The sequence below is a fragment of the Polaromonas sp. P1_E3 genome, from assembly GCF_056405935.1.
The window spans coordinates 1-695 of record NZ_JBFUBD010000787.1; the positions used below are offsets into that span (position 1 = coordinate 1).

Consider the following 695-nt stretch of genomic DNA (forward strand, 5'->3'; position numbering starts at 1 on the left):
ATATACCCACCAGCGTCTTCACCGCGTCGGGCAGCTGACCGGCAACGCCGCCGGAGATGGGGCCCAACGAGCCCCGGATCGAAGTAAGCGGCGTGCGCAACTCATGGCTGACGGTCGAGACGAACTCGCTCTTCATGCGGTCTATGMGCTTGAGCTCGGTGACGTCGTTGGCAAGCGTGTAGAACCCGATGACCTTGCCCTCATCGTCACCATCGCCGTAGCGCGGGAAATAATTGACCACATAGTCGCGTGTGCCGCCACGGGCGGTTTTTTGCGTCCGCTCGTAGACCACCGGGTAGCCCTGCAGCACCTCATCCACCCTGGGCTTTATCACCGCGTACATCTCTTCGCCCAGGATTTCCCGGATGGTCTTTCCTGCGAGCTGCTCATTCGTCAGGCCGAAAACTTCTTCGTAGGCCCGGTTGTGGAAGCACAGCCGCTGATCAGCGTCGGCGTACGTGATCCAGGCCGGTACGGTGTCGGTGATCTCGCGCATCTGCGCTTCGCTGGTGCGCAGGGCCTCGGTGACCCGCCGCATTTCGGTGGTGTCACGGCCTGTGCCCCGGTAGCCGGTGAATTTACCGTTCGCGTCGAATTTTGGTACGCCGCTGATGCTGAAGTAACGCAGCCGCCCCTTGGAGTCGCGCCGTGTGCTTTCAAGGTCGCGGAAAACCTCGTGCCGGGCTATCGTGGCC

The 695-nt window shown here is 62.0% G+C and carries 1 protein-coding gene; it reads right to left on the minus strand.

Translation table 11 applies throughout. The features are described 5' to 3' along the window. The coding region (locus tag AC1D0Z_RS23525; RefSeq protein ID WP_477660531.1) for a PAS domain-containing protein at positions 1-695 on the minus strand (695 nt) is incomplete at both ends.